General features: G+C 61.9%; 5 protein-coding genes and 1 other annotated feature. Of the genes, 1 reads left to right on the top strand and 4 read right to left on the bottom strand.

Features of this window, described 5'->3' with window-relative positions:
- Nucleotides 1-229: 229 nt before the first annotated feature.
- The 4 genes from hisB to hisG all read right to left on the bottom strand — a co-directional run bounded on the left by hisB (nucleotide 230) and on the right by hisG (nucleotide 4,763).
- Nucleotides 230-1,312, bottom strand: coding sequence for a bifunctional histidinol-phosphatase/imidazoleglycerol-phosphate dehydratase HisB (hisB, locus tag OP500_RS05915; protein WP_238746623.1), 1,083 nt, complete (start codon nucleotides 1,310-1,312; stop codon nucleotides 230-232).
- Nucleotides 1,309-2,385 carry a histidinol-phosphate transaminase gene (gene hisC, locus OP500_RS05910; protein WP_274070471.1) on the bottom strand — a complete coding sequence of 359 codons (1,077 nt, stop codon included), beginning with the start codon at nucleotides 2,383-2,385 and terminating at the stop codon, nucleotides 1,309-1,311. The genes hisB and hisC overlap by 4 nt, the downstream gene beginning before the upstream one ends.
- 136 nt (nucleotides 2,386-2,521) lie before the next feature.
- Entirely contained in the window at nucleotides 2,522-3,844 is a 1,323-nt protein-coding gene (hisD, locus tag OP500_RS05905; RefSeq protein ID WP_274070470.1) for a histidinol dehydrogenase, read from the bottom strand.
- Nucleotides 3,845-3,854: 10 nt separating this feature from the next.
- Nucleotides 3,855-4,763, bottom strand: coding sequence for an ATP phosphoribosyltransferase (hisG, locus tag OP500_RS05900; protein WP_238746618.1), 909 nt, complete (start codon nucleotides 4,761-4,763; stop codon nucleotides 3,855-3,857).
- A gap of 33 nt (nucleotides 4,764-4,796) precedes the next feature.
- Nucleotides 4,797-4,936: a sequence feature (His leader region), on the bottom strand.
- A gap of 313 nt (nucleotides 4,937-5,249) precedes the next feature.
- Between hisG and tldD the strand changes: the two genes are divergently transcribed.
- The gene (gene tldD / locus OP500_RS05895) at nucleotides 5,250-6,701 is read left to right on the top strand and encodes a metalloprotease TldD (RefSeq protein ID WP_274070469.1); all 1,452 of its coding nucleotides are present in this window, start codon (nucleotides 5,250-5,252) and stop codon (nucleotides 6,699-6,701) included.
- Nucleotides 6,702-6,894: the final 193 nt, after the last annotated feature.

Below are 6,894 nucleotides of genomic sequence, written 5' to 3'. Positions count from 1 at the left end.
TGACGATATTGAATGCCCGGATGCGTGATTACTTTGTCAAAAACGATACCACCGAAAATGGTATCCAAACGGCTTGATTTGAGTTTTGGTATTTTTGCCCGACGGGGTGAAAAATACAGTTGCTACGCTTGCTGCAGGGGTGGGAGTTTTCGCTGGGTTTGTCGCTGCGCGAGTGTACACTCCCCCACCCCAACCCTCCCCCGCTTCGCAGGGGAGGGGGTATATCTGTTCACAACACCCCCTTGCTGCTCGGCAGCTCGCTGCCTTCGATACGGATGGCCTGGCGCAGGGTGCGACCGAAGGCTTTGAACACGCTTTCGATTTTGTGGTGGTCGTTGCGGCCTTTTGCGGCAAGGTGCAGGGTGCACATCAGGCTTTGGCTGAGCGAGTAGAAGAAGTGTTCGGTCATTTCGGTGGCAAAGCCGCCAACCTGTTCGCGTTTGAATTCGGCTTTGAAGCAGCAGTAGGGGCGGCCGGAGAGGTCGAGCGTGCATTTGGCGCGGCATTCGTCCATCGGCAGGACGAAGCCGAAGCGGGCGATGCCGCGTTTGTCGCCCAGCGCTTGGCGCAGCGCCTCGCCGAGGGCGAGGGCGGTGTCTTCGATGCTGTGGTGTTCGTCGATGTGCAGGTCGCCCGCGCAGTCGATGTTCATCTGGAAGCCGCCGTGGGTGGCGATTTGGTCAAGCATGTGGTCGAAGAAGCCGATGCCGGTGCGGATGTGGTTGATGCCGGCGCGGTCGAGGTCGAGGCTGATGCGGATGTCGGTTTCACGGGTTTGGCGGTGCACGTCGGCACGGCGCGGCGCTCGCTCGGTCGCGGCTACGGGCAGCAGTTTTTCGGCGATGTGCGCCCAGCCGAGGTGGTCGGGGTGGTAGCGCAGACCGGTGATGCCGAGGTTTTGTGCCAGTTGCAGGTCGCTGTCACGGTCGCCGATGACGTAGCTGTGCGCGGGGTCAAAGCGCGAGGCGGCGATTTCGTCGCGCAGCAGGCCGATTTGCGGCTTGCGGCAGGTGCAGCCGTCTTCAGCGCGGTGTGGGCAGATGTACACCGCGTCGAAGCGGATGCCTTGTGAGGCGAAGGTTTCCAGCATTTTGTTGTGCGGCGTGTCGAAGCTCGCCTGCGGGAAGCTGGCGCTGCCGAGGCCGTCTTGGTTGCTGACGATGACCAGGCGGTAGTGGGTTTGCAGGCGCAGTAGCGCGGGGATGACGTCGCGCTCGAAGCGCAGTTTTTCTAAGCTGTCGATTTGGAAGTCGGTTTTCGGCTCGTCGATGAGGGTGCCGTCGCGGTCGATGTAGAGGGTTGGGCGGGTCATGGGGTTTGCTCCAGTTGGCGCAGGGCGCGGATGAGGGTGTCGTTTTCGGCATGGCTGCCGACGGTGATGCGGATGCAGTTGGCGAGGCCGTGCGCGTTTTCTTGGCTGCGCAGGATGATGCCGCGCTGCCACAGGGCTTGGAACACGGCGGGGCCGTCGCTAAAGCGGGCGAGCAGGAAGTTGGCGGCGCTTGCGTAAACTTCGCGCACCAGCGGGCTTTGTTGTAGGGCGGCTTGCAGGGCGGCGCGCTCGGCGAGGGTGTCTGCCACCCGCTGCCGCATTTGTGCGAGTCCCGCTGCGCTCAAGGCTTGCGCGGCGATGTCGGCGACCGGTGTCGGAATGGGATAGGGGGCGATGATTTTCGCCAACAGGCCGATGAGTTCGGGATTGGCGAGGACGAAGCCGCAGCGAATACCCGCCAGCGCGTGCGCTTTGGATAGGGTGCGGATGAGGGCAAGGTGCGGTTGGCGCGGCAGTTCGCCGGCGAGGGTGTCGGCAGCGCTGTATTCGATGTAGGCCTCGTCAATGACGACGATGGCACGACCGCGCGTCATGGCGAGCAGCGCGTCGAGGTCGGCGCGGTTGAGGCGGGTGCCGCTGGGGTTGTTGGGGTTGCAGATGAAGATGAGTTTGACCGGCTGGCTGTCGAGTGCGTGTGCGATGGCAGGCAGGTCGAGCTGGAAATTGGCACGTTGCGGCACGGTGAGCGCGCTAACGCCGTTGGCAGCGGCAGAGACGGCATACATACCGTAGGTGGGCGGGCAGTAGATGAGCGCGTCGCTGCCGGGTTGGCAGAAGGCGCGCACCAGCAGTTCGATGCCTTCGTCGCCGCCGCGTGTGATGAGTACGTTTTCCGCCGGTACTTGCGCGTAGCGGGCGTAGGCGGCGAGCACTTGCTGCGGCTGCGGTTCGGGGTAGCGGTTGAGCGCGGTGCAGGCAGCCTGAATGTCGGGGGCGGTGGGGGCTTCGTTGGCATTGAGCCACACTTCGCCCGCGCCGCCGATGCTGCGCGCGGATTGGTAAGGGATGAGGTCGCGCAGTTCGGCGCGGGCGAGTTGGGTGATGCTGGGCATGGTTGTGTCCTTTGTTGGTTGGTTTATGTGCGGGGTAGCGGGGTTTTGTCGCTGCGCGGCGTGTTTGCTGCCCCCACCCCAGCCCTCCCCCACGGGGGAGGGAGCCGTTCTGCTGGGTTTTGTCGCTGTGTGGTGCTCATTCCGCGCCTCCTTCGCTGTTGGCAGGGGCAATTTGTGCCGTTTGTAAGGCGACGAGGCGCACGGATACGGCGTTTTTGTGCGCGTCGAGGTGTTCGGCGGCGGCGAGTTGTTCGACGGTCGCCGCCAGCGCGGCGAAGCCTTGCGGGCTGAGTTCTTGCACGGTCATGCGTTTGCTGAAGTCGGCGAGGCCGAGGCTGGAATGGGTTTTGCTGTAGCCGTAGGTGGGCAGGACGTGGTTGGTGCCGCTGGCGTAGTCGCCCATGCTTTCGGGTGAATAGGCGCCGAGGAAAATAGAGCCGGCGTTGTCTAATTCTGGCAAGAGCGCGCGCGGGGCAGCGGTTTGTACGATGAGGTGTTCGGGCGCGTAGGCGTTGCTGATGGCGACGCATTGCGCGAGGTCGGCGGCGATGATGATGCGGCTATGTGCCAGCGCTTGCCGGGCGGTGGCGGCGCGCGGCAGGGCGGCGAGTTGCGCGGCGGTTTCTTGTGCGACTTGGCGAGCGAGTTCGCGCGAGGGCGTAACCAGCATCACTTGGGAATCCGCGCCGTGTTCGGCTTGTGAGAGCAGGTCGGCGGCGACAAAGGCGGGGTTGGCGGCTTCGTCGGCGATGATTAACACTTCTGATGGCCCGGCGGGCATGTCAATGGCGGTGCCGCTTTGTTGTACTTGCCGCTTGGCTTCGGTTACGTAGGCGTTGCCGGGGCCGAAGATTTTTTCGGCTTTGGGGACGCCGCCGCTGCCGTAGGCGAGGGCGAACACTGCCTGCGCGCCGCCGATTTGATAAACGCTGTCGATGCCGCACAGCCGCGCGGCGTAGAGGATTTCGTCGGCTATCGGCGGCGGGCTGCACAGGGTGATGCGGTGGCAGCCGGCGATTTTGGCGGGCACGGCGAGCATTAGCACGGTGGAAAATAAGGGGGCGCTGCCGCCAGGGATGTAGAGGCCGACGCTGGCGATGGGGCGGGTGATTTGTTGGCAGCGCACGCCCGCTTGGGTTTCGATGTCGATTTCCACCGGGATTTGCGCGCGGTGGAAGCGCTCGATGTTGGCTTTGGCGGTCTGCATCGCGCTTTTCAGGCTGTTGGAAACGCGGGCGCTGGCGGCGTCAATGGCCTCGCTGGCGACGGCGAGGCTGGCAAGACGGACGCCGTCGAAGCGTTCGGTTAAAGCCAACAGGGCATCGAGGCCGCCGGTACGCACTTGTTCTTGTATTGCGGCGACGGCAGCGCGGATGTTGGCGTCGTTGTTTTGTGCGGGGCGGCGTAAGGCAGCAGCGCGTTCGGCTTCGTTCAGTTCGTTCCAATTCAGGGTTTGCATGGCGGTATCCTCAAGCAAGCATTTTTTCGATGGGCAGCACCAGTATTGAGCTGGCGCCGACGGCTTTGAGCTGTTCCATCGTTTCCCAAAAGAGGTTTTCTTGGCTGACCATGTGCAGCGCGACGTGGCTGCTGTCGTGGGTGAGCGGCAGGATGGTCGGGTTTTCCACGCCGGGCAGCAGCGCGACTACCGCTTCGACTTTGTCTTTGGGTGCGTGCAGCATGATGTATTTCGACTCGCGCGCCTGCGCCACGCCCTGGATGCGGGTGAGCAGCCGCGCTGCCAGCGCCCGGGTTTCTGCGGCAAGCGCGCCGGCGCGTTGTATCAGGCAGGCGTTAGAGCGGTACACGGTTTCCACTTCGCGCAGGCCGTTGGCTTCCAGCGTCGCCCCCGATGAGACTAAATCGCAGACCGCATCCGCCAGTCCCGCGCGTGGCGCGACTTCCACCGCGCCGCCGAGCAGGCAGGTTTTGTAGGCGATGCCGCACGTTTCCATGAAGCGCTTGAGCAGTTGTGGGTATGAGGTGGCGATGCGCCGCCCTGCCAAATCTGCCGCGTCGCGGTAGGTTTCGTCGCGCGGGATAGCCAGCGCCAGGCGGCAGCCGCCGAAATCGAGACGGCGCAGCAGGGTGTAATCCGCCGTTTCACCGGCTGCAAGCCGCGCCAGTTCTGCTTCTTCCAGCACGTTTTCGCCCAAGATGCCCCAATCGACGACGCCGTCAAAGACCAGGCCGGGAATGTCGTCGTCGCGCACGCGCAGGATGTCGATGGGCAGATTTTCTGCGTAGGCGAGCAGGCGCTCACCGCTGAAGTTGATTTTGACGCCGCATTGTTTGAGCAGGCTCTGCGATTCGCTGCTCAAGCGGCCGGATTTCTGCATCGCAATGCGCAGGCGTGGGGAGTTGGGGTTGGCAGTCATGGTTTCTCCTTTGGGATTTTTAAAAACAAAAACGCAAAAAACCTTTCGGGTTCAACAGAACTTCCGAAAGGTTTTTTGCGTATGAAAACAGATATTGCCGCACGCTCCGGAAGCCTAATCTTCCGGATACAGCCCAGCACCCGAAAGACTAATCGGGGTGGTGATGGTGGCGGACGGCGGCAATCAGATACATGGTGTTTTCGCTTGTGTGATGGGTTAAAGTGTTTTTTACGGTAAACCAAAGCGGCGCTGATTGCAAGGCTTACGCGCAAAAGGGTAAGAATTAGTTAGTTAATGTGTTGATATTTAAAATATGAAAAATGTTTTTTCGCAGCCGTTTTACTGCTTTTCAGGCAGCCTGAAAGCCGTTTTCGCGCATCTGCCGCTTTGTCGGCCGGCACTTGGGCGGGCGGTTTCGGCTATAATCGCGCCTTTTTTCCTACCGCCGCTTTCAGGCTGCCTGAAAGCGGTTTGCAGAAAGCGTTTATGAATGATTTTTCCGTGTTCGATACCGTTTGCGAGCGGCTGCTGCATGCACACGGACTGAGTGCCGAAAACCTGTACGCCAGCCTTGATTTGATCGGCGCCCACCATGTCGATTATGCCGATATCTACTGCCAGCGCACCGCATTCGAGAGCTGGCATCTGGAAGAAGGCATGGTCAAGTCCGGCAGTTTTCAGATCGACCAAGGCGTGGGTGTGCGGGCGGTTTCGGGCGAGAAAACCGCTTTTGCCTATGCCGACAGCCTGACCGATGCCGCCGTGCGCCGCGCCGCCGAAACGGTGCGCGTGATCGGCGCGGCGGGCAACAACCGTCCGGTGCGTGTGCCGCTGCAAAAAGTGGCGGCCGCCCCCATCCACGGCGATGCCAACCCGATTGCCAGCCTTGATTCGCCCGCCAAAGTGGCGCTGCTGCAAAAAGTCGAAGCGCTGGCCAAAGCTGCCGACCCGCGCATCGTGCAGGTGATGGCCGGGCTGACCTGCGAATACGATTTGGTCTATATCGCCCGTCTCGACGGCCGCCACGCCGCCGACATCCGCCCGCTGGTGCGCCTGAGCGTAACCGTGATCGCCCAGCAAAACGGCCGCCGCGAACAAGGCAGCGGCGGTGGTGGCGGTCGTTTCAATTTGGACTATTTTAGCGACGCGCAAATCAAAGGTTATGTTGATCACGCTGTCAAACAGGCGCTGACCAATCTCGAATCCCGCCCCGCCCCCGCCGGCGAAATGACTGTTGTTCTCGGCAGCGGCTGGCCGGGCGTGCTGCTGCACGAAGCGGTGGGGCACGGTTTGGAAGGCGATTTCAACCGCAAACAAACCAGCGCCTTCTCCGGCAAACTCGGCCAGCGCGTCGCCGCCCCCGGCGTTACCGTCGTTGATCAGGGCAACCTTGCCGAGCGGCGCGGCTCGCTCAATATCGACGACGAAGGCAACGAAACCCGCCGCAACGTCCTAATCGAAGACGGCATCCTCACCGGCTATATGCAGGACGAAACCAACGCCCGCCTGATGGGCATGCCGGTAACCGGCAACGGCCGGCGCGAAAGCTACTCGTCAATCGTGCTGCCGCGCATGACCAACACCTTTATGGAAAACGGCAGCCACGACCCGCAGGAAATCATCGCCTCCATCGACAAAGGCATCTACGCCGTCAATTTCGGCGGCGGTCAGGTCGATATCACCAGCGGCAAATTCGTCTTTTCCGCCTCCGAAGCGTGGTGGGTGGAAAAAGGCAAACTGCAGTATCCGGTCAAAGGCTCGACCATCGTCGGCAGCGGCCCCGAAGTGCTCAAACACGTTTCGATGATCGGCAACGACAGCAGCCTCGATGCCGGCGTCGGCGTCTGCGGCAAAGACGGCCAAAGCGTGCCGGTAGGCGTCGGCCAGCCCACCCTGCGCATCGATGCGGGATTAACGGTCGGCGGCAGCGAGGCATAAACCGCCAAACAGGCAAAAGGCAGCCTGAAAAGTTTTCAGGCTGCCTTTTTCCTGCTTCGCCCCACCTGCAGCAAACCAGCCTTTGCCGACCAGCGCCCTACCCTCTTTCAGGCTGCCTGAAAGCCCAAAGCAGCCTGAAAGCCCAAAGCAGCCTGAAAACCGGAAAACCGGCTTTCAGGCTGCTTTGTTTTAC

The organism is Kingella sp. SNUBH-2017, assembly GCF_028680565.1.
In the GTDB taxonomy this organism is placed as follows: Bacteria; Pseudomonadota; Gammaproteobacteria; order Burkholderiales; family Neisseriaceae; genus Kingella_D; species Kingella_D pumchi.
The sequence above is the reverse complement of the archived record's forward strand: the minus strand, read 5'-3'. Positions and strand labels throughout refer to the sequence as shown.